The organism is Lentzea sp. NPDC055074 (assembly GCF_053608005.1).
In genome coordinates this window covers 377,788-400,656 of record NZ_JBSGUQ010000002.1, presented here as the reverse complement: position 1 = coordinate 400,656, position 22,869 = coordinate 377,788, and the positions used below count along the sequence as shown (strand labels likewise).

The 22,869-nt window shown below is 63.8% G+C and carries 13 protein-coding genes; 1 reads left to right on the top strand and 12 read right to left on the bottom strand.

From position 1 onward, the window contains the following. Nucleotides 1–17 precede the first annotated feature (17 nt). From ACWF7A_RS05940 to ACWF7A_RS05925, 4 genes are all read right to left on the bottom strand, one after another. Nucleotides 18–1,127 (bottom strand): DUF3500 domain-containing protein, encoded by a 1,110-nt coding sequence (locus tag ACWF7A_RS05940; protein ID WP_452249290.1) that lies wholly within the window; start codon nucleotides 1,125–1,127, stop codon nucleotides 18–20. A gap of 228 nt (nucleotides 1,128–1,355) precedes the next feature. Next, nucleotides 1,356–1,973 (bottom strand): TetR/AcrR family transcriptional regulator, encoded by a 618-nt coding sequence (locus ACWF7A_RS05935; protein ID WP_452249289.1) that lies wholly within the window; start codon nucleotides 1,971–1,973, stop codon nucleotides 1,356–1,358. A gap of 47 nt (nucleotides 1,974–2,020) precedes the next feature. Next, nucleotides 2,021–3,166 (bottom strand): pyridoxal phosphate-dependent aminotransferase, encoded by a 1,146-nt coding sequence (locus ACWF7A_RS05930; RefSeq protein ID WP_452249288.1) that lies wholly within the window; start codon nucleotides 3,164–3,166, stop codon nucleotides 2,021–2,023. Next, nucleotides 3,163–3,822: an RraA family protein gene (locus tag ACWF7A_RS05925; RefSeq protein ID WP_452249287.1), complete on the bottom strand. Its 660-nt coding sequence runs from the start codon at nucleotides 3,820–3,822 to the stop codon at nucleotides 3,163–3,165. Before ACWF7A_RS05925 ends, ACWF7A_RS05930 begins: the two co-directional genes overlap by 4 nt. Before the next feature lie 553 nt (nucleotides 3,823–4,375). Here ACWF7A_RS05925 and ACWF7A_RS05920 point away from each other — a divergent pair. Then, nucleotides 4,376–4,771 carry an integrase core domain-containing protein gene (locus ACWF7A_RS05920; RefSeq protein ID WP_452249286.1) on the top strand — a complete coding sequence of 132 codons (396 nt, stop codon included), beginning with the start codon at nucleotides 4,376–4,378 and terminating at the stop codon, nucleotides 4,769–4,771. Between the two features lie 394 nt (nucleotides 4,772–5,165). On the opposite strand, the gene dpdD is transcribed toward ACWF7A_RS05920, so the two are convergent. Genes dpdD through dpdE form a run of 8 tightly spaced genes read right to left on the bottom strand, consistent with a single transcriptional unit; the run spans nucleotide 5,166 to nucleotide 22,571 of the window. Then, nucleotides 5,166–7,298: a protein DpdD gene (gene dpdD, locus ACWF7A_RS05915; protein WP_452249285.1), complete on the bottom strand. Its 2,133-nt coding sequence runs from the start codon at nucleotides 7,296–7,298 to the stop codon at nucleotides 5,166–5,168. Continuing rightward, nucleotides 7,295–7,825, bottom strand: a complete 531-nt coding sequence (dpdK, locus tag ACWF7A_RS05910; RefSeq protein ID WP_452249284.1) for a phospholipase D-like domain-containing protein DpdK — start codon at nucleotides 7,823–7,825, stop codon at nucleotides 7,295–7,297. The genes dpdD and dpdK overlap by 4 nt, the downstream gene beginning before the upstream one ends. After that, the gene (gene dpdJ, locus ACWF7A_RS05905) at nucleotides 7,822–12,228 is read right to left on the bottom strand and encodes a protein DpdJ (protein WP_452249283.1); all 4,407 of its coding nucleotides are present in this window, start codon (nucleotides 12,226–12,228) and stop codon (nucleotides 7,822–7,824) included. The genes dpdK and dpdJ overlap by 4 nt, the downstream gene beginning before the upstream one ends. Further along, complete coding sequence (locus tag ACWF7A_RS05900) at nucleotides 12,221–12,910, bottom strand: hypothetical protein (protein WP_452249282.1); 690 nt, start codon at nucleotides 12,908–12,910, stop codon at nucleotides 12,221–12,223. The genes dpdJ and ACWF7A_RS05900 overlap by 8 nt, the downstream gene beginning before the upstream one ends. Next, nucleotides 12,903–16,010, bottom strand: coding sequence for an AAA family ATPase (locus ACWF7A_RS05895; RefSeq protein WP_452249281.1), 3,108 nt, complete (start codon nucleotides 16,008–16,010; stop codon nucleotides 12,903–12,905). Before ACWF7A_RS05895 ends, ACWF7A_RS05900 begins: the two co-directional genes overlap by 8 nt. Next, nucleotides 16,007–16,909, bottom strand: coding sequence for a hypothetical protein (locus tag ACWF7A_RS05890; RefSeq protein WP_452249280.1), 903 nt, complete (start codon nucleotides 16,907–16,909; stop codon nucleotides 16,007–16,009). The genes ACWF7A_RS05895 and ACWF7A_RS05890 overlap by 4 nt, the downstream gene beginning before the upstream one ends. Further along, a complete protein-coding gene (gene dpdF, locus ACWF7A_RS05885; RefSeq protein ID WP_452249279.1) occupies nucleotides 16,906–19,455 on the bottom strand; it encodes a protein DpdF in 2,550 nt (849 codons plus the stop codon). Before dpdF ends, ACWF7A_RS05890 begins: the two co-directional genes overlap by 4 nt. Then, entirely contained in the window at nucleotides 19,440–22,571 is a 3,132-nt protein-coding gene (dpdE, locus tag ACWF7A_RS05880; protein ID WP_452249278.1) for a protein DpdE, read from the bottom strand. Before dpdE ends, dpdF begins: the two co-directional genes overlap by 16 nt. Nucleotides 22,572–22,869: the final 298 nt, after the last annotated feature.

Genomic DNA, 22,869 nt, shown 5'->3' with positions numbered 1-22,869 from the left:
GGACGTCGTACTCCGTTTCAGGGGTGGTGGGTGGCGTGGTGGGCGGCCAGGACGTCGCCGCCGAAGTCGGCCTCCGGGTCCCGCCACACGGCGTGCGCGTGGTTGGCGCCGCGGTGGACGTTGGTCCACTCGACGAGCAGCCGCGGACCGCGCAGGCGGTAGTAGTGCGGTTCGCCCGCCGCGGTGGAACCGGCCCAGGCGAGGTGCACGGCGTCCAGCGCCGCCGGGTCGTCGTAACGGGACAGCGGGGAGACGCGGTCCGGGACGCGGCCGAGGTAGGTGCCCAGCAACGCCCGCAGCAACTCCCGTTGCCCGGCGTCGAGCTCGCTGCCCGGCACGCCCTGAGGCTCGCGCGTGAGGGCCAGCGCCCGTTGGCCGGCGTCGTTCAGGCCGGTGACCGGGTGGTCTGCGCGGTCGGGCACGTGCCCTCCGGGACGCCACAGCTCGCGCCGCCGCGGCACGCGGTCCCCGACCCGGGAGCTGTTGCCCGCCACGACGTCGTTCGGGGCGGTGGGCAGCAACACGGTTCGGGCGGCGAGGTCGGGGTGCAGGGACCGGACCAGCTCACCGGCCAGGTCCTCGGCCGCTCCCAGCGGGCGCAGTGCCGTGCCGCCCAGCAACGGCGACGCGGCCGGGTCGGCGCCGAGGAAGCACGGCGTGGTCGCGACGACCCGCCCGTCCACCACGAGGTTGTTGAGCGAGACGTGGTGACCGCCGAACCTCCACCCCCACGGCCGCAGCCCGCCGGGCTCGCCGAAGACCCGCAGGTAGTAGAGGCCGGGGTCGCGGGTGCGCTCCCGGCCCCAGTCCACCGAGAAGCCCTCGACGCGGTCGAGGACGTTCTCCAGGCCCAGCACGGTGGCGACGGTGGTGTAACCGGCCTCGGACAGTCCACTCGCGACCAGCCGCATCACCATCCGGTGCTGGGCGGGGCGTTGCTCGTGGAAGGTCAGGCCACCGTGGTCGGTCGGCGTGTAGAACCACCGGGTCCGTTCGGCCTCGGTCTCGCCGCCGGCGCCCGGTGCCGGCCCGACCGCCACCTCGCGCTGGCCGGGGTCGAGGGAGTCGAGCCACGTGCCGGCCGCCTCCGCCATGCGCTGCGCGACTTCGGCGCTCGTGTCGCTCATGCCTGGGCCTCGCGGACGTCGTGGTGGCGTGCGCTCTGCCCGGGAGTGCGCGCGGTGAGCGTCCGGGTGGCGAGGTCACTCGCTCGTGTGGTCGCACCGGACATGACGGCTCCTTCGTTCACAGATGGTAACTGACGTATTGATTGAGATCGTTCTATCACTTAGTGGGCGCGCGGGGCTCAAGTCGGGGAACGGATCAGGGGGTGACGTGGAGCCGCGCAGGGGCGGTCAGCCGACGCGGGCCCAGCCGCGCAGCGCGCCGCAGAACGCCTCGGTCAGCCGGGTGACGATCTCCCGGGGAGACAGGCTCGTCTCGTTCATGAGGTCCAGGACCTCGCGCGGGTCGTAGATCATGTTGTTGAGGAACAGGGCGTGCTCGAGCATCTTCGCCGGCAGCTCCAGGTCGCCGAGCAGCGCCAGCACGGGCTCCGACCAGGCGTTACGCATGGTCGCGATGATCTCGTTGCCGTTGTGCAGCCGCTCCAGGTAGCCCCGGCGGGAGCGCAGCTGCACCAGGGCGGGACCGTGCTCGACCAGCAGGTCCAGCCACTTGTCCACGGCGGCGTCGAAGAGCGGCCTGCCCTGCGCGGTCGACTCGGTGGTGAACTCGTTCAGCTCCTCGACGACGCTGAGCACGTACGCCGCGAGCACCTCGTCCAGCGAGGAGTAGTACCGGTAGGCGGTGGCGGGACCGATCTCGGCGCGCGACGCGACGGCCTGCATCGTGAGCTCGTCGGGTGCTTCCCTGGCGAGCTCGCGCACGGCCTCGAACAGCCGCCGGCGGTTGCGCAGGGTGTCACTGCGCAGCTTGCGCCCGCCTCGCGGGGCGGCCTGCCGATCGGACACGGGCCTCCTGCCCTCGTGGAAGTGCACGCGAAGCCTATCGCCTCCGATCATGGCGGGCCCGGCCGCTCGGGTGCGAGGTGGCCGACGATGCGGTCCAGCCCGGTCCGCAGGTCGTCCTCGGAGGCCGCGAACGAGATCCGGATGTGCCCCTCGCCGGACGGCCCGTACTCCGATCCGGCGCGGACCAGCACCTTCCGTGCGGCGAGCGCGCGGACGACCTCCTCGGACGGGCGGTCGGCGGTGTAGCGGAGGAAGCCGTAGAACGCGCCCTCCGGCGGCACGAGGTGCAGGCCGGCTACGCCCGCGAGGCGCTCGACCACGAGGTCGCGGCGCTGCCGGTAGGTGTCGACCATGGCGTCCACGACGCTGTCCGGCAGGGCGAGAGCGGCGAGTGCGGCGCGCTGGACGGCGGTGTTCACCGACCCGTTGAGGGTGCGGTGCACGTGCGCCGCCGCGTCCACGACCGCTCGCGGCCCGGCCAGGTGGCCGATCCGCCAGCCCGTCATCGCGTACGTCTTGGAGAACGTCTGGACCTGGACCGTCCGGTCCCGCAGCGACTCGACGGACAGCGCCGACGTCCACTCGTGACCGGGGTAGACCAGCCGGTGGTAGGCCTCGTCGCTGACGACCAGCGTGCCGGAGCCGCGGAGCAGCTCGCCGAGCGCCTCCAGCTCCTGCCCGCGGTGCACGACGCCGGTCGGGTTCGACGGGTTCGAGAAGATCATCATGGCGGCACCGGGCAGCGCGGCGGCCAGTGCGCCGAGGTCCCAGTGCAGGTCGGGGCCGAGCGGGACGAAGTCCACGGTGCCGCCCGCGAGGACGACCAGGTCGGCGTAGAGCGAGTAGGCGGGTTCCGGGATGACGACGCGGTCGCCGGGCCCGACCATCGCGAGCACGACCGCCGCCAGCGCGCCGGTGGCGCCGTGGGTGACGACGACGTCGTCCGCGCTCCACATCCGGCCGGGGTGTTCCGGCAACCGGGACGCGAGTGCGACGCGCAGTTCCGGCAGGCCTCTCTGGTCCGCGTAGTGGGTGTCTCCCGCCCGCAGCGCGGCCGCGGCGGCCTCGACCACCGGTGCCGGCGTGGGGAAGTCCGGTTCGCCCAGCGCCAGGGACACCGCGCCGGGGGAGGACTGGCCGAGGGCCGGGCGCCGGGAGAAGTGGCGCAGCTCGTGGACCCGGACGGCGGTCATCGCGCCACCGCCGGGCGTCCGGGACGCGCGGCGAGGATGCGCTGCCGCAGCGCCTCTTCCTTCTCGCCGATGCCGTCCAGTGCGTCGACGGCCTCGCGCAGCCGGTGCCGCGGGACGACGACCACGCCGTCGGAGTCGCCGACGACCACGTCACCCGGCGCCACCACCACGCCGCCGACCGCCACCGGGACACCGATCGCGCCGGGCCCGTCCTTGAACGGACCGGCCGGGGTGACCGCCCGCGCGTACACGGCGAGCCCCATGCCGGCCAGCGCCTCGACGTCGCGGACCGCGCCGTCGACCACGGCACCGATCACCCCGGTGTTCACCATGATCTCGCCGATGAGGTCGCCGACGAGCGCGCGCGTGATGTCGCCGTGGCCGTTGACGACGAGGACGTCGCCGGGCCGCGCCTCGTCGAGCGCCCGGTGGACGGCGAGGTTGTCGCCCGAGCGCACGTCCACCGTCAGGGCGGTGCCGACCAGCGGTGACCGGCCGGCGAACCGCCTGATGCCACCGTCCAGCACCGTCATCCGGCCGAGCGCGTCCCCGACGTTGGCGGCCGGCACTTCCCCGAGGCGGCGTGTCTCCGCGGCCGCCGGGCGGAGCCAGTCCGGAGCGAGGGACACGCTGTCCGTCGCCGCAGCGATGTACATAGTGAGTGCTCACCTCTTAAATAAGAGACATCTATCATTCTGGACGTGACCATAGCGGGTCGGAGGCCGGGCGACAACGGTTCGCGGCGGACTTGTTCAGCGGCGAGCGATCAGGCGGTGGTCGGGGACCGCCGCGTCTGCCGTTGTCGGGGGAGTGGTGGGACCGGGGGTGGTGTGGGGCGGCGCGATGAGGGTGGGAATCTGATCGGAAAGGGCGGCCGGTCGGGGCGAACAGGTGCGAACCCGTACCCGTCACCCGCTCGCGCTCGATGACCGGCGACGACGCCACCGGAACCGGGCTCGGCCCGGCGGTCAGCTCCGGCACCTCGGCGAGGCGGTCTGACCTGGCGCGAGTTTCTGACCACGCAGGCCGAGAGCGTCACCGCAGCGGACTTCTTCCACATCGACACCGTGCTCGGCGCACGTCTGCACGCGCTGGCGTTTCTTGAACACGGCACCATGCGCCTGCACAAACACCGGCGCCACCGCGCATCCGACGCGGGCCTGGACGGTGCAGCAGGCTAGAAATCTGGCTGACGAGCTCGGAGCGCGCATGGAGTCTCTGCGCTTTCTGCCGCGTGACCGCGATGGCAAATACGGAGACGCCTTCGACGCCGTTTTCGAGGCAGAGGAACTGCGAGTGATTGCGACTGCGCCGCGAACTCCCCGGATGAACGCGCACTGCGAACGGATCGTCGGCAGCATCCGCCGCGAGGTTCTCGACCACGTCCTCATCCTGGGAGAAGGCCCTGCGCGTCAAGTCCTCGCGTCCTGCCAAACGCACTACAATGAGCACTGGCCTTACCAGACCCGCGACCAGCTGCCGCCAGACGTTCAAGAGCACCCCGGAGCGGCGCATGATCTTGATTTCTCTGGCCGTCGACCTGTCCGCACGCGGATCTTCGGTGGGATAATCAATGAGTATGGATATGCAGCTTTACTGCAGTGAGGACTTTTCGAGAGGCGCATTATGGTCGAGTGGTGCCGAGCACGCCAGCGCGATCAGCAGTCCTGGGCGTGAAATCGTGGACAGCACATCGCCATCGGTTTCGGCGTGCCGCCTGGCGACCAGCCGCAATATCTCGCCCGAAACCCCGAGTCGGGCCGCGATCACCTCTTTCGGGTCCACCTCGCCCACTTAGGTGTGCAGCGCGAGCAGCATCCGTGTATGCACAATCGACGATACCGGATGCACACCCGTCATGGTCCACCGGATCAGTTCCACGCGATCCAGTGCCGACAACGTGGTCGGCCGTTTCAACCGGTGTATATGGGTCAGGCAGAACTGAGGATTCTTCGTGATGGGGCTGATGTGTAGTTCGACTGGCAGGTTGGCAGTGTTGCTATGTCGTGAGGAGGTTTTCAAGAGCTCGCATGAATGAGCCGGCCCCACGTCCATCGGGGAGAAGTTGACGTTCGCGAGGCCGTACTGCGTCGATCGCATTTGTTGCGGCGTGTGAAGCATGTCGCGTATCGACGATCAGCACGTCTGCGCGGGAGGCCAATGTTCGTAGAGCGCCTGTGGCGACGGTGTCCGAATTGCTCTCGAAGGCTTTGGGCTGGCACAGCGCGTAAAGCCGCTTCCGCAGCGAAATCCCTACTCCGGGAAGGAGTGAATAGAGCCCAACTATTTTTCCGTCGAGCGCGCGCCAGGGCGACTCCTCCTCGACAATCGACTGCGGCGTCAGGTTGAGTTGGATCCCACACTCTTCTCCGAGAGCGGATAGTTCGGTCAACTGACGAGCGCTCAGGCGTTGCTGATAAGTCTGAGCCTTTATCAGAATCTTCGTGATCACTGATATGCGATCATCTTCGTTTGGCGTAGGCGCGGCCATGATCGTGTCGATCAAGCTGATCGCCCAGTCGATTGACGAAACGGCCGCAACCTGGCTCCACAGCCGGTCGGCCAGGTCAAGCGTGTCGCTGTATCGGGATTCGGACGGACCGCTTTCGAGGATTCTTTCCAGAAGAAGCAAGAAGGCCTCGCGCACTGGCGAGCTCAGATTCGCCTGCTCCGAGAGCAGTAGCAGGACCGCGTCACTGAGATCGTTCGAGCTGCCGATAGAGTTGTTGGTCGCTGCTTCTCTGCAGAGCAGATCAAGACTCGCAGCGATCTGATCCTGATTTATCCCACTCCAAGCTTCGAGCAACGAAGTGGCGGCCGCTGCGGATTCAGCGGTAGCCAGGAAGGACAAGCTTTCCCAATGTCCGCTTTGAGAGCGCACAACGCTCGCTGCATCCGGCCAGCGCGTATCGCGCGCGACCCGTTCGCACCATTCTCGCCAACTGTCGCAGGAACCGTTTGCCAGCCGACTCAGGTCCTCCAAGTCCCGACTTAGGCGGCGACTCCGCTGTACAACCCCGTCAGCGTCGAACTTCTTGACTACTGCCAGTACATCAGAAGCGTGCAGTACATCTTCGCTGTCGAGCGTGGCCTGGACCACCAGGTCCGCGATGGCGGCATCGGGAGATTGGAGGAAGGTTCGGATGAACGCCCCATGTTGTCCCTCGTAAAAGAGGTCGCGAATGTCGGTCGAGGCTTGGGGCTGCACATCGGCGATCGACATGCCGACGATACGCCTGAGCTTATCTCGCTCGGTGTCGTCGGCGGCGGCGAGCATGAGCCGCTGTACGCGCTCTTCGTCCTGTTGGGTGAGAGCGGCGACAAGACCGACGCTTCGTCCCGCCTTCGTGGACGGCACGTCGACGGCGCTGATGAGCGATCCGAAACGTGACCCCAAATCGACGGCGTCGAACATCTCGTCGGCCGACTGCCCGGCGCTCGCGATCTCCGCCAGCTCGGTGTGCCACACCATTTCGAGGAGGATCTCGTTCACAGCGCGTGGTCGGCGCGCCCTGAGCAACTCGGCCATGTAGGGGAGGTCGCGCAGTTCGCGCCAGCGCTCCAGGCGGCCCAGCACTTCGATCGTCAGAAATCTGAGGTTTTCGGCGCTGAGTCGCCCTGTCAGGCGAATGTCCTCCAAGATGCGATCGGCGAGCCGGCCATTCCGCTGCATCAGTGCGAGGCGCAGATCACGGAGGAGTTCTACGTGTGATGGCCGTATCGGGCGTAGCCGTGCGTCTTTGCCCTTCGCTGTGGTGACAGCATCCTCGATGCGCCCCAGCAGTTGCTCCGATCCGCCGTCCCGCCTGCTGACTTGCGCGATGTGCCGCAGGCCGATGCCTTCAAGCAGTTCGTCGATCGGCTGTCTGGGTGTCGGCGTGACTTGATTGACCGTGGCCGTCGGCCCCAGGAACGCCTCCAGCACCTCCCTGCCGCGCCGCTGGCCTTCGCGGTTCTCGGAAAGTAGGTAGAACCCAAGCGGATTGCGGTCCAATGGCATGACCAGCCAGCCGCTGTCGCCGGCGAGCCAGGTGCTGATCTGCTCATCGAGCAGGATCTCGACGCGTTCTCGGAGATCACCGAATCGTCTCGGATCACCGACGCACTCTCGTAGCTCGTCAGCAACAGTCACAGCACGCCGCCGAAACGGTCGAAGGCGTCCATGCGGGCCTGCGCCACATATGATTCGTCGGTGTGCAGTTCCACATGTTCCTCCCTCAGGTTGATTCCGGAATAGGTGATGTTCATGCTTCCCGCGACCACATAGTCGTCACCCGTCAGCGCTTTCGTGTGCAACTTCCCTGTGCGGTCTACGACCACGTTGATTTTTTTGCTAATTCCAATGTCCTTCTGGAACGTTTCCAGGCGTCGCCGGAAAACGTCGTTGTTTGGATCCGGCGTAGTCGCGACGACTATCGTCGCACCTGCGGCCGCCAACGTGACTAGCACCTCGACCAGCCGGATTGGCCTGTGGCCGAATCGAGTCAACGCGGTGAAGGTACCGGACGTGTTGTCGAGGATCTCGACGTCCGACACCCAGGGCGACACCAGCCAGAGACACCTGCTCGGCTGGACGAGTTCGGCCGAGAACAGCGCACCGAGCATCTCGAGAACCTCGCCGGAGCTCTGCGCGCGAGACTTGCGGATGACCCTATTCATGGAGTCTCCCTGAGCAGAACACGGCATTCGGCGAACTGGGCAGACATCCGCTGGCCGACCACGATCGGGTGGCACAGAAGTGGGCCCACCTCGACCGGATGGGCTTGGAGATCGATCAGAGCGGTCCGCAACGTCGACCTGTCTGCGTGACCGACGCGCAGGACGACCTCGCGGTGCTCTCGTAGAGCGTCGTGCACTTTAATGCGGCGGTCGTCGTTCCATGGCGCAACCTCGACGATGACCGGACTCAGCGTCACGTACGCCCGAACCGTGTTAGGTGAAAGCTGAAGGGCGGGTCCGTACAGGTTGAACGAGGACGTCGGCTCACCCCAGGGCCAGAGGACGTTCGCCACCGCCCTTGCCCGCCGCCGCAGGCTGGTGTTGTCGCCGAGATGCAGTACCTCGTCAAGGTGCTCTTCGTGCGCAAGCAGCGCCCCGAGTGTGCGTGGACCGATAGCCAGCTCGGCACGCGCGACTGCGGTCGTCCGTAGATGCAACCAGTTCACGACCTCGTTCAGCAGATCCGGATGAGCTCCTGGGCCGGCGAGCCTGGTGCTGAGCGCCGACCGCGCAGGTCCGCCGAGACTCAACCCTCTGGCACGGGCTGTGTCATCGACTTCGTGTACTGCGTCGGCCACAGCACCGTGGCCCGCCGCCCAAGCTTCGCGGAGGTTCACGAGAGCGTCTTGGACGCCGACTGACTCGTTCGTCAGAAAAACCGCTAGTTCCTCGTCCATCGTTTCGGCGGAGGTCGGCATCAACGCGTCTTCCAAGGCGCGTGTGAAAGCCTCCGGCTCCTGTGCCAGCACTCTTAGAAACGCCTCCACCTGGCCCGTTCCACCCGGCGACGGTTCCGAAATCCAGAACGAGCCGTGTTCGTCGGGATCCAAGTCGATCGCCAGTTCCTCGACGTTCACGCCACGGCAGAGCGAGGAGAGGGCACTGAGGGCGAGTCGTGCGGCCGATAGGGTGTAGCGCCGACGCCACCACTCCTCCCAGGTCGGCGACCTCTCGTCAGCCCAGACTTCGTCGGCGGCGCTGGACACGGCGCTGATCACGTCGGAGTGGCCGCACCACTCGAGCCATTGCTGCCCAGTCTGTGACGGTTGGTGATCGTCGGGGTCCGGGGTGAGCCCAAGAGCGTCTGCAGCCGACATCAACGCCGCTTCCCACTGATGGTTCTCGGTGAGGCGAGCATCTTCGAGCCGCGCGGAGACCATGGCCAGGAGCACGACCTCTGCGAGAGATTCCCTGTCGAACGACGACAGTTCCGGCGGCAGCCCGGCTTCAACGAGGAGGTGATGCCGCAACCTGTCCGCCCGCTCGGCGGGGTCGACGGACTGGAGTTGATCGGGCAACCGCACCACACCGGCAAGGGCATCGCAATGAACATCCACCCCGACCGCAGCAGGACGCCACGCGTCTCCACTGCCCACGCCGAATTGAAGCTGTACCACTCGGGCCTGTCTCTCCCAAACGGTTCCGCTGGCGGTGCGCGCATACCGGATCGTGCGTGCTCCGCCACCCTGAGCGTGCACGTGCGCAGACAACGACTTGAGCAGTTTCGCCGCGCCCTTGTCCAGCGTGATCACGTTGCCGTGGCCGAGCGGTGACACGTGGAACAGCCAGTCCGGCTGCACCGATGAAAAGTCTCGCACTGGCTCGGGCACCGTTTCCAGCCTCGCTGAGACCGGGGAATATACGGGAAGCTGACGATCGTCGAGGTCGAGAGTGTCCACCGGCGACGACACCTTGTAGGTCTGGGACAGATCGACCTGCAAACTGCTGTCGTCCTCGCCGACAGGCAACGGGATCCAATGCCTCTTGTGGGTGGCCCACACGCCGAAGTGCCTCGTCACGTTGCCGGGAGTGAACTCCCGCAGGGCGCGCAGCGCAGGTAGGTATTCCACGTCGACCTGGGTCGACCTTCCAGGCACCTGAAGTTCGACCTCTGGTACGAGGAGGTCGTCGAAGAGGTTGCCCGGGACGAACGATCGCAGAGGGGTCCTTGTCCGCAGCCCCGTGTCGTCAGCTGTGGGTTCCTCACCGCGCCACTGGTCACGCAAACGGCGCCGGATTGTGGGCACCACTGCCAGTAGTAGCGGTCTGGGGGAGTCCCACAGCACACTGTCCACAACCGAGTTGGCAACCTCGCCGTCTCCCAAGGCGAGCGCCTTGAGCAGGTGGCGTCGCAGCCGCTGCCGTTCGGGACCGGATCGCAGCAGTCGTTCAAGCAGTCGAGCCATGGCCTGCTGGCGAAGCCGGGTTTCCTTTTGCCTCTTGTCGTTGCCCGGCTGCAGCGCGGCTGCCGGACCTGACAGATCGGACCACGTCGAGTTCTGGTCCTGGTAGCCCAGTTCCGCCGCAAGCCAGTCCATCAGCGTGTACACGGCCTGAATCCGCAGGACGTAGAGGTTCTCGATCGGGAGGTTACGCGGTGGGAGGTCCGGGTCGAAGAGCGCGTCGTACGCTTCCCAGGCCTCGCGATCGCGGCCCCAGTCGCTGAGCACGACCACCGTCCACGGCCTGGTGGCCTGGTTGCGGCCGGCTCGACCTTTCCGCTGGAGGAACTGCGCAGCGTCGTGAGGAGCTTTGTGCTGAACGACCGCTCCGACCCGGTCGTCGTCGAACCCGACCTCCAGGGTTGCGGTCGCGATGACGACTTCCGCGTCGCCGGACACGCCGCGGTCCTGCGAACTCGTACGGCCCAAGCGCAGTTGCCGATCAGCTTCGACTCCGTGACCGAGAAGCTCCGGCAACCACCACCGTTGTCCACCAGGATCGCGGGCATCCGCTTCTTCGCGATGACCGTCGTTCAGTCGGGTCTGCCCATCGGAACGGAGGTGAGCGAGGGTGAGCGGGCGGTATCGGTCGGCGGACTTCCCCGGCCAGCGCCACCCCTCGGCGTCCAACAAGTTCCAGTAGAGACGGTTCGTGCTGTCGAGTTTGTCGGTGAAGACGAACGTCCTGCTGCCGAACACGCCCTCCGACCTGGGTGGAGGATCGAATGGATCGATCGTGAGCGAGTCCAGGCAGCGCGCCAGAACCATGGTGGTCTGGATGCTGGTCGAGAGCGTGCCCGCTTTGGAGTGCGGATCGCTCCGTACTGCGAGCAGGTACTCCGCTCCCGATTCCTCCAGTTCTTCCGACCGCGGCTGGACGACGGTGACCGAGCTCGGTGGCAGATCCACCAGTCGTGCGAAGAACTCACCGGCGTTGCTGAGGGTCGCAGATAGTCCGACCCACACAGGCACCCGACCAAGCGCGTGCTTGAGGCGGCGCAGCAGCAGCGCGTTCTGGGCACCGGTAGTGCCCTCATAGGTGTGCACCTCATCCAGGAGCACAGCCGAGAGAGATTTCTGGCCGATGCCGAACGCGACTAGATTTCCTGGCGCCGAAAGCTGGCGGTTCAGGGACTCCGTGGTGCTCAGCATCACGTCGGCAGGTTGCCTACGCGCTCGATCTCTGGTGATTCTGAAGAACTTGCCGTCGATCTCCGCGCCACACCGACGCTCGACGCAGACCAGCCGTTCGCGGTCAGCCTCGATGTCCTTGCCGAGCCAGAACAGATCCGAGTCGCACCGCAGGCAACGCAGGTACGGGCAAACATAGCCAGGTCCACGCTTGACCCAGCCCTCGGCCCAGCCTTGTCGAACCGCGAAGGCCGACGCGGGAGTCGGGCCGAACCAGGTCGCCAAGCTCAACACCGGCGCGTCCGGGTTCGCGTCGTGCAGCCGCTGCGTGTATCCGAGCAACGCGCGGAGTTGGTCCTTGAGAAGCTCGTTGCGGGGATACAGAGCCAGGACCCTCGTCTCCCCCGGTCGTCTGGCGCGGCTCGAATCAGCCAGCCACGCCAGGAGCGGCAGGTAGAAGGCCAGCGTCTTCCCGCTGCCGGTACCGGCTGTCACCATGACGCCGGGGTGATCAGCACTGGCGAGTGCTTCGAGGATCGCGCGTGCACTCCTGTGCTGGAACCCTGACACCTCCGACGGAGCCAGGGTGCGGGCCGCTGCGATGCCAGTCGGCCCGACGAGACTCCTGATGTCCTCCAGAACCTCCTGGGCTCCTACATTGCGTCTGGGCCGACGACGTGGACGGAGCATGAACCGGTGGTCCAGCACCAAGGGCTTGCCGTCGCCGACGCGCTGACTGCGGAACGACTGCCGGAGAGTGGCGATCAACCGCACTGTTTCGGCGCTGCGAGAACGGAAGCCACCTCTCGGCGTTCGTACGACAAGAGCCGCTTCGATCAACTGTTTCAACAGATCAGCGGCGTCGCCGTGCTCGGCTAGTACGGTGAGGATTTCGTCTTCATCCCACTCCGCGCCAGTGGCTCCCCATGAGAGAAGACGCGCCTCCTTCAGTTCGACGGAGGTGAGGGCCGCAAGGGCCTCCTTATCCAAGAGGCACCTCCACCGGAGTTCCAGCGACAATCTTGAAGTTCTTGATTGCGCCGTTCTCATGAAGCCACGTCAGCACGTCGGCATCGAGCACTTCGATCGACGCTCCTCCGTGCGCCGTAGCCGAGATGAACACCTTGACAGCGGTTGGCAGCGCAGCTTTGAAAGCTTCAGCCAACTGCACGGTCTCGGCCAGTTGCTTCTCTGCCGCGGGGTGAGGAAGTTCGCTCTTCAGCCTTGCGAGTTCGGCCAGTCCACGCTTCAGGTCCTCGGCGACTGTGTGCCCTCCGCTGCTGGCCAGAAATGCAACCAACTCAGCCACCTCGGCGGTGTCCCGAGTCTGAGAGTCGATGTGGTTCGCCCAAGCCTCGCGGAGTGCCTTGCTCAAGCGGGTGACGAATTGCTTTAGCTCTCGTTGTGCCTGAGCCAGGACACGTGGTTCGAGAGCACCGTCGAGAGAATCCACGATGAGCCGTAGTGATGGCGAGGTGGCCACCCCGTGCCACCAGAAGTCGCGACCGAGGAACGCTGCCTCGGCCAGTCGCTCAAGTTCAGTACGCACTTGATCGAGTTCTCTGGCGGCACTGGCGACCGCCTGCAGTTCTGCTTGTGCATGCGCGTCACTGCTTGCACGACGCACCGCACTGCCGGTCTCGACGATCCAGTCTGGAGCTGATTCAGCCACCGTGCTCCTCCGAGGAACTCAAAACGCCGAGGTGCCGCCTGATCCCACCGAGCGCAGCACGCACGGCCTGTGTGTGCTCGTGCAGGTCTTCCGTCGTGCCGGTATTCCGAAGGCACTCTGCTCGTGTGGCATCCATGCAGGTTTTGAGCACTGCAAGGGCTTTCGCTCCGCGGACTGCCGGACCGGCCCAGCTCTGGGCGGCGAGCACCTGGTCCGCGGCTGACAGATCCTCGGAGCCGCGCCAGTCGAGGGGAAGAGAGGCCGGCAGTTCCTTCAAGACTTCGACGGCGTCACGGAATCTGTCGACTGCGTTGGCCGGCCGGAACAGATTGTTCGCCACCGCGATCTCGCCGACCTCCTGAGCGGCTTGCGCTGCCGTCTTCGGCGGGCAATCACCGAGTTCGGTGGCCAAGTAGGCGACTGCGTCCCTCAAGACAGGGAGGTAGTCGTCTGCGGCTTTTTCGACCGCTGCCGACAATTTATGGGCCCCGACGGCAACCTCTGCGCTGGATTCCGTGATCTCTTCTTCGACTTGACGCAGATGCTTGACCGGTTCTCTCAGCATCACCTTGAAGTCGGCGTCCAGGCCGACGGTATCGATGAGTTGAGGTCCGCCGGTGTCGCCTTGCCGAGCTGCGCCGTATTCAGCGACCAACTCGCTGGCGGAAACAGAATCGAGCACTTCTCGTGCGACTCGGTCAACCCCTTCCCATCCATCGACCGGGCCGCTCTGTTTGATGCGCCCATTCAGAATGTCATTGATGTTCTTCAGCTTGCCAGGCGCTACACCGAGGGCCAGAAGAGCCGCAGCCCGGACGGTCACCGCGGCACGAGCCACGTTGCGCCCCCCCGTCGAGCGAAGGAACCTCGTACGCACCTCGGCTGCCCACTGTTCCAAGCGGTGTTCCAAGGTTAGCATCAGATCGACGGGGTCATATCCACTTGGCCACTCCCACATAGACTTCTGTGGATCTGGGTCCCAATGCCCATGGTCTGCAAACCACCTCGCCGCGATCAGTACTCGAACGTCCTCGGGAGATCGGGTGAGATCGAACCGAACACTCGTCGCGGCAGGTTCACGTCCGCGCGAGTCCGCAAGAACAAAGGAGTAACTGGGGAACAAGGTGTTCAGTAGCGTTCCTCCGGCGCCGCTTCCGGTGGTGTGAAAGAGATCCTGGTCGAGGTCGAGTCGCAGTATCACCATCTTGTGCAAGATTGAACGGAACATGTTCGAATCGCTGGGTGACAGCTTACCAACACCATTTTGCCACTGAAGTAGCGTGGTGAGGGGGCTGGGGCGTGCCGGTTCAGCCGGACGCTCAGTCGACGGGTTTGTGCGAGTGCGTTGGGGGGCAGGTGTCAGACGAGGAGCCGACGTCTCTGTCGTCATCCCCTTCGTGAGCAGTGACAACGAAAACGCATCCGCTACACCAGGTGACAGAGCCTTCTCATCGCCCCAGATGACTAGCGCGCGGTAGAGGCGCTCAGCCTGCTCTCCCTTGCGTCCTCCGAGCACGACTTCTTTGGCGTTCTGAACAGTGAAGTCGAAGCGCTCGCGAAGTCGTTCGTGTGGATAAGTACCTTCCGCAATGTGGGCATCCGCCTCGATGAGCTGATCGATAACGCAGACGTCCAGGATGGAACGGGGGGTGGATGATTCGCCACGCCGCCGGAGCCCGCGCTCGAGCGCAACGTCGTTGTACGGATAGAGGCCGATATTACCCAGTCCTGGAATTGAGACAGAGCCGAACGAGGAATGGCACTGATCACGGAATCTGCAAGGCCCGCCCTCATCTCGCACGTCGCATGCGTTCTTCAGCCAGTCGTTTTCGTGATTTGCGGCCGCAGTCCAATTGGCCTCGACTTCTGCGCGACCCAAGCGAACCAGGTTCAGATACCTGGCCATGAACTCAGTGTGGTTCAGGGCCTTCGACTGGTTTACCTTGAAATGGTGCGTGATGCGGGTTCTGACCGTTTCGCCTAGTTTGTCGAATGGGCCATCTGTGACAGCGAACACCACGCGCAGCGGCGCGAGGTCGGCGCCGGGTTGAGTGGTGAACTGGTCGTACAACTCTCCGTCGATCAGGCCAAACTGCACCAGGTCCTCGAAGAGAAGGACAAGTTCTTTTCCTTGCTCACGAAGAAGTTGTCGGGAACGTCGAAAAAGGGAATCGAGTGTCTCGCCGTTGTTGGCCCGGAATCCCAGTGTTCGAGGTGCAGCGGCGCGCAGCGCTTCATCCAGGAGTCGCAGCGTCGGAGTCGGGTCATGCCTGATGACGTTCCACAGATCGAGCAGATCAGGATTCGACGCCAGCGCCCTGCGGATGCCTGGAAGCTGCAAAGGAAGGTCTTGGCTGGTGAAGCCCTCTTGCTGCTCGTCTCGAGTGGATGTCTTCTGGTAAACAGAGGCGACGAAGCGTTCCAGGAGCCCTCCGTTGCGCAACAGCGCCGCATTTACCTGCGGCAACGCCACGAGATCTGCCAGGCCATTCCGACGTTTGCCTTGCTCATCCGCGTGGCCGAGGAGATTTGTTCTCGCCTCACGAGCTTCCGCTTGACTCTCGGACTCGCCGCTTTTTGCTGGTTCCGAATCGAGTGTCCAAGTGAGTGCGAGGCGGATCTCCTCCAGTAAACGATCTTGAAGTTCTGTCGGGGTGGTGTTGCCGACGGCTGCGTCTACCCTCTCCAATATCTCTGTTCCACCCTCGCCGGGCAATCCTTCTACGATCCTCTTCAGTAGTTCACGGATCGTCTGTACAGCTCTCGGCACGTAGAGAACGTGGAATCCGCTGTCGTCCCTGGGGAGGTTGGCGTGGACCCATCGCACGACGTGGCTCTTGCCTGCACCTGAACTGCCTGTCACAGCGATCAGTGAGTTCCGGTGCTTATCACCGAAAGAATCCAGTAATGCTCTGAGGACCTGCTCCTCGCCAGTGGCGCCAGTCACCTCCACGCCGTCGCGGTGTTCGAGCTCCATGGTCGTGTGCGCTGCCATGAAAAGTGCATCCGTGTCGGTGGGCATGGCCCCGATATCGGAAAAAACTGTATCCCGCACGGATTGCGCACTCCAGCAACGGAATTGTTTCATGGTGCTGGTCACGCGGGTTCCTCCACCACTTCGATTTGAGCGACACGCTTGGTTCTGCTGCCAACGCGAAGTACAACGGCGTCTGTAGTGTCGTCGGCGGCGATCAGTTTCAAGCGACCGATGTGATCAAGTTTGATCAAGGCTAATGCTGTTGCGTGACTTGGGAAAGGGATCTCGACTTGACTTGTCGGCAGTTTTTCGACCAGGCGGGGGTCGCCCAGAAGTGGAATTTCTGCATGGAGCCGGTGTAGCCACTCCGGTGCAGAGCTGTGCTGCGGCAAGGAGTGGAGGACTGATTGAATCGCTCCGGTTGGATCAATGCAGAATCGACGTTTTCTGAGTGCGTGCGTCAAGTTTACCAGGCCGAGCGACTGGGCCCATCGAAGGAATGGACGCCATTGCTCCGGATTGCTCACTGTCGATCGCATTCCCGCTTTCTCGAAAGCGTCACTCGGTCCCTGTTCCCAGTCCACGTCCATGGACTGCATAGGATCCAAGGTCATCAGCCATGTCAGGCCGAACGGAATGTCCGGTGGGTTACTTCCGGACTCGACGGCCTGGAGTGCGCGCATTCCGAATCTTTGCAGAAGAAGGCTTCGGAAACCTCGCGAGTCTACGCTCGGAATATGTTTTACGGTATTCAGATACTCCTGACGCAGGCTCCACAAGCGACTTTCGCCGTCGCCTTCTCGGTCGAGAAGACCGACGTCTAATCCGAGAGCCAGCGAATCCGACAGAACGGACGGGACCTTCGAGGTTCGGCCGGCACGGCCCATCCCGGTGACCGCGGCCGGGGCCAACACCTCCTGGATGCCGGTGACCGTCGCACCTCGTGATTGTGTTGCCAGGTACCTGCAAATCACGAACAGCGCAGACGCGCTGGCGGTCACCTGACCTGTCAGGTAGCTCATGATCGACTCCCGAGGATCTCCAAGGCGGTTCCCGCGTCGAGTGCTGCGAGATCGCGTCCGACATGCCGACCGTTGATCTGTGCATCACGTTCGACCAGCAACACGTCGAACGCGCGATCGACGAACTGCCGATGTGCGGCTCGCACACTCGGCAGCAGCCAGGTTCCGGGTATGTGGCACCCGGCTGGGTAGATGACCAGCGAAGAACACGGGGTCAACTCGGTCGGGTTGATCGGTCGTGCCTCGTAGAAGAACCACGCGTCACTTGGCATGGTGCCCGGCATGTCTCCAGCCAGGTGACGCACACCCCGGCGCACCAATGACTTGGCGAGAGGGAGGGAGACATGATCATGGTCATCGGTTGTCAACAGGATGAGGCCGTTCTGGGCCCCGGCGGCAGCTGCGAGAAGATCCAACTCTGGAACCGCGTCCGAGCTGAGCGGCCAGGCTTCGGGAGGGCTCGGAAGAGGGAGTTCCGGAGGGCTGACGCCGTCGCGACGACATCCTGGGCACCTACCGCATGGCGGGCTCGGTGCGGCCAGTTCCGCTGCGCGTCCGAACAGTTCATATGTGCGGTCCGTGGGGCGGTAATAGTGGGCGATGCTTTCGCACGCCCGTCCACCTCGCTGAGCAAGAGAAACGATTGAGCTGAGCGACTGCTGAGACCGCGCGATCTCGGCAGCCTGCCAAGGCCCCCAGCGCTTTTGCCAAAAAGCTTCATCGTCGAGATCACCGCGTCGAAGCTTGAGGCCGACCCAATCGGACGGCCTGTGGTCATGCGTGCGCAACCTCGTGCGGTCCTCGTAGTCGATCTGGAGACGAGAGCAGACGTCCAACTCGACCAATCCCTGCACTAGTTGAGCGTTCCAGCGCCGGTTGTATGATCCCTCCGCGACGTCGCCGCTGCTTCCCTCCAGGTCGATGACGTAGTCGCCATCCAACTCCTGGCGGTGGTGCCAGATGTCGATCCACCGCTTCATCGCTTTCTCCGGGCCCAGCACGGTGGTGGTCAAACGGCGGGCCTCGGCCTGATCCCTGGGCTCTGTCACGAGCAGGCCGATCGAGGCATCACCGTCACGTCCGCCGCGGCCGACCTCCTGGTACCAACGGTCGACGGTCTCCGGGAGACAGGCGTGCACCACCGAGCGGATGTGTGGGTAGTCAATCCCGAGACCGAACGCGGACGTTGCCACCACCAGGTCGATTGCGGAGGGTGACTCGGGTGAGCTCCGCAAGCCTTCCAGTACCCGAATCCGGTCTTCTGTCGTGGTCTCGCCTGTGACAGCGGCCAGGCGGCGGTAGCCGCGTGCTCGGAGTCGGTCCACCCACGTAATGGCGTTGTGCGGTGAGGTCACGTACAGAACAGCGGGTCGTGACAGGTGAGCGAGCGCGTCCAGGACATGGGACTGCCTGGTCTCCGCATCGCTGTCGGCATGGATCCACAGTTCGGGCTCCGCTCGGAAGGCGTTGGCGGCGATTAACGTGCACGGCCCGGGCTTCCCGAACAAGAAGTTCAGATCTTCCAGTTCGAAAGATCCGAGTGTCGCACTGAGAAGCAGCGTCATCGGAACCTGAAGTCCGTGCCTGAAAGCGCTATCTACCAGTTCCGTCCGCAACGCGGCGAGTGTGCGGAACTCCGGACGGAAGTCGCGGCCCCATTGAGCTACGAGATGTGCCTCGTCGATCACGAGCGCACCCAGCCGGCCGATACCGGCTGCTTCGAGGAGGACTTCGCGCAAGGCGCGCGTCATCGACTCAGGCGAGGTGACCAGTAGCCGCTGCCTGCCTTCCTGCACCCGCGACTTCATCACAGTTCGCAGTTCAGGAGACGTGTCGGCGGTCCACGCGAAGTGGAGCGCAGTCTTGTCCACTGCGGGGTTGCGTTTCGCGTAGTGGTCGCGAAAACGTCGTTCGAAGTCGTATGCAAGAGCCACCGTGGGCACCACGATCAAGGTGACGGCGTGCTGGAAGCGTTCGGCCAGACAGAGAGCAACCTCGGTTTTTCCGGATCCTGTCGGCAACATCGCGATGATCGTGCTGCCGGAGGGCATTGACACGACCGCGCGGCATGCCGCGCGCTGCCCAGGCGTTCGGTATCGCTGATGCCCTGTGTACTCCTCGAAGAAGGGGTCGGCGGGCAGTTCCCCGCTGTGGAAGCGCTTGCCACGGCTTGTGCCCGCAACTGCCGCCGCATCCGGAACTCCTTGTTCCAGCCAGTCCGGTTGCCAGGGCGTGGCAGCCCACACATCAGAACGAATCTCCCACAGCCCGACCGAGTCCGCGGCCGTGCGCAGCCGGGCCGAGAGCAACGGCCCCATCGCGAGACGACTGCCGCGTTCGTCCCGGAGCGACCAGCGCCGAATCAGTTGTCTGACCAACACCGCGAAGTCGAGCTGGCTGCCCTCCGATGACAACGCCAGGTGTGCCACGCGTGCGTGCAGGTCGTCGGAGAAGGGAGGCCAAGTCGCCGACTTGGGGTCTGCGAGGAGCCGGCGCAATGTCTCTTCCTCGTCCGGAAGCCCAGGAAAGATCATCGTGTCGGCCACAGGACAACAGCACCACAGGCCACAACAGACACCGCAGCATTCTCGACACCTTGCACCAACGCCTCGCCGAGCTTCTTCTCACGGGCGAGATCCAGACTCGCGGCCTTGCGTTCGGCTTCCGACGGGAGTCGCTGCGAGCGTGCTTCCAGAACAGCCAACCGTCGACTTGCTTCTCGGCGAGCCTGGTCGGCTGCGCTTGCCGGTGCTGTCGTCAGCGCGGGTGTGGCACGCACGGTTTCCCAGGCCGTCTCAGCCCCGGCTGTGCACAGTCCTCGCCAGTCCGGTAGTTCCGCGAGCACACTCCGCCACTCGGAGCCTTTGAGCAGCCGGTCGGAACGGTCCGCAAACGGCCGGTCCAGCACCTGGGCGGTGACGCTGTCGGCCGGGCCCGCGTCATCCGTCCAGGTGCGCTCGATCGTAGGTGGCAAGAGCGCATCTCCCCGTCGTCGCAACCTGCGCCTCACGGCCTCGTTCTCCGCCTCTAGATGGGAGGCGTCGAACTCGACCAGAAAGTCGCAGGACACCCAAAGGGTCGGCACATTCACTCCTGCATAAGGACGTACAACCGCGCGTGCGCGTCCTCGCTCGTCGACCCGGAGGTAGTGTTCCAGCCAGTCGACCAATGGGTCGCCCAATCGTAGTGGCGCAACACCGGTCCGACTCGTCGTGACATGTCTGGAAAAGGCTCGTGGCTGTTTGAGCAGCGGAAGCAACTGGGCTGAGATGTCCTGTGGCACGCCGAGGATCGATCGTTCAGGCGTGCTGTCCATCTGTACAACCCCCGAGATGGGGTGCTCCATTGGACGAAGTTCGAGACCTCCACGGGGGGAGGTGAGATGCGCGAAGGCAGCACGTAGCGCAGAGGCGTCGGCCTCGGCCTGTTGCAGTTCAGCGACTCCTGCGTCGTCGAAGTCGGATGCCACGGTTACGGATTCGAGTTCCTCCAGCAGATCGACGTCTGATTTTTCGTCCTCCAGGCTTTCTCGAAGAGTGGCGAGATCAAGCTCGAAAGCGAGACTTCCATCTGATTGAAGCTTGTCGGTGAGTTCGTCGAGTACCATTGCCAGTTTCTGCTGGAGAGTGGCGACTGACGAATCAAATATTCCGATCCCCTCGTGTAGTAATCTGATGTGTGAAGTTACCCATTCGCTGTTGGGTTCCGTCACCACCAGAACCATCGCGGGTTCGGTTCGCCTGGCGAATCGGTCGAGGCGGCCGATCCGCTGCTCAAGGCGATTCGGATCGAGCGGAAGATCGAGGTTTACAAGAACATGCGCGTTCTGGAGATTTCGGCCTTCCTCGATTGTGTAATCGCCGACCAGTACGAAGCCATTGCTAGGGCTCAGGAAGCGGGCAGTGTCGGCGTCGCGGGCTCGAGCGCTCATTGAGCTGAGGTGACCGCCGACCATGTCTTTCCACCGGGATGTCGCAATATCGTAGAACTCTTTTGCGGTAACGGCAGAGGTTCCGACCACGACTACGGTTTCGCCGGCGTCCAGCCTCTCTTCCACGAAGTCCAACACCGCATCAAACCGTATGGAAGTCCCCGCTAGGTCGAGCTTCGCCGCGGTAGCTTTGAACAGTGCACGTTCGTGTTCGGTCACATACAGTTTGTCCTGCGGAGCAACTGTCAGCCGATGCTCAAGATGCCGAAGCAATGGACGTGGTCCACCTAGTCCGTGCACCACCATGCGCCCGAAAAGAACAGGATCAGTACTGCGACCGTGCAGGTCGCAATACTGATTGAGGAAGTCGTCGACGATCGCGCGGGCTGGGTCGCTGATGGGAAGGAACTTCGCGGTTCGACCGGCGACTGGATACTGCTCCGTGGGCTCGGTGTTGCGGCGATGGCGCACCATGCGGCGACTGATTCGATATGTTTCACGAACGTAGTGAGCAAGTTCCTTCCAGGCTGGAGCATCCGGGTTGGAAACCCTGCACTCCTCGACAAGGCGCGCAAGTATCTGGTCAGTGCTGTGCATTGTCTGCAGTTTGTCGAGCACTGATCTGCGCACGGTCAAACTTGCCCGGTTGGAGGTGAGCACATCGAGGCTCGTCGCTTCGCTCTCTCTTGCAGCGATGCGATGCTCAAAGTCCTGGATGCTTTCATGTGGAAATGCGATTGGGTCGATGAGGTTCAGGAGGCTGAGGAATATTTCAAGGTTTCCGCGCATGGGTGTTGCGGAAAGAAGCAGAAGGCCCTTTGTGGAATGTATCTCACGTTGTAGTCCCGGCGTCTTTTCGATGTACTCCAAAGCGTTGTGTGCCTCATCAATGGTCACGAGTGCGTGCTCGTGCAGACTGGCTTCATCGGTTAGTTGTTCATGGGTGATCAGCTTGATCCGGCCGGCAGAGAGCTCTCTGCTCAGCAGCAGTCGGCCCCGCAATTCGCTAAACCACTGCTGGATCAGAGGTTCCGGCACCGCGACCAGTGCAGTTGCCTGAGGATCGTCCAGTAGAAGCTGACGCAGGATCAGTCCGGCCTCGATGGTTTTTCCAAGTCCTACTTCATCTGCAAGGAGGTAGCGTATGACAGGGTCTGAAAGGACTCGCGCAACGGTGTCGAGTTGATGGGGGAAAAGATCGACAGCAGCTGACAGCACGCCGGTGAATCCGCGGCTCATCTTGCGTTGAAGTAGCAACTGATCCCGAAATGCGCGTCGCGCTTCATAGTACTCAGGAGAGTCGCATATACCGCTCGTAAGTGCTACTAGCGGGTTACTCAAAGGTCGATTCCATCTGACCCGAAAGAGGTCGGCCTTGATCTTTGCGTCTCTTGGCAGTCCTCGTATTCGTACACGGTACTCGCCAAATCCGGTCGCGTCAGTTACTTCTGCGGCGTGCCATCCGTATGGGTCACCTCTGACCCAGACCCTAGTGCCCTTGGCAACGCGCGCAACTTCAAGCTCGTCGAAAGGAACTACAATCCTCTTGGCAACGACGCCGGGGATGTCCGTGTACTCGACGAGGGCGCCGTCGGGCCGCCGTTCGACACAGTAACCATAGCCGTAGTCGTTTGATCGAACCTTCACCCACTGGTGGACGAACCGGCTTGATGGCGAGAACTTGTTCAGCAATTCAGTACCCACAGTGGCCTCGCCGGTCGACGTCGTCACCTGGCTGCAGGTGCGCCATCACGGTGAACCGCATGACCGCTCAACCGCCTTCTGATAGAGATCGTCGCGTTCCGATGACCCCGCTCGGAGCGAAGGCTCGCCGGAGTCGGTCATTCAACCGGCATGTCGTGCGATCCTTGCCGCGCACGACCATTCTGCCCGTGGTCTCTGCAGCTCCTCCTGATGCAGATGTACCTTGAGTATCGAGTCGTCCAATGCATGCCTTACACGATTGGCGCAAGTTCCCCCTAATGGACGAATCGTTCGGTTTCGAGAACTTGGTCGTGAGGGACTGAGG